The sequence below is a fragment of the Streptomyces griseus subsp. griseus genome, from assembly GCF_000720255.1.
GTDB lineage: Bacteria > Actinomycetota > Actinomycetes > Streptomycetales > Streptomycetaceae > Streptomyces > Streptomyces griseus_I.
Map to the genome: position 1 here is coordinate 1 of NZ_JOJE01000249.1, position 211 is coordinate 211.

A 211-nucleotide genomic window follows, 5' to 3' on the forward strand; every position below is an offset into this window, starting at 1 on the left:
GACGAGGCCCGGGCCGCCGGTGAGCCGATGGCCGAGCGGACCGCCTGGCGGATCTGCCGGGACAACGGCTGGTGGAGCGCCTTCGGCAAGCGAAGAGGCTGTGGGAAGAACGCCAAGGCCGGGCCGCCTGTCCACGATGATATGGTGCGGCGCAACTTCACCGCGGCCGGGCCGAACCGGCTGTGGCTGACGGACATCACCGAGCACGCAA

The 211-nt window shown here is 70.6% G+C and carries 1 pseudogene; it reads left to right on the forward strand.

The features are described 5' to 3' along the window. A pseudogene (locus tag IG99_RS44000) lies at positions 1 to 211 on the forward strand (IS3 family transposase); the annotation flags it as partial.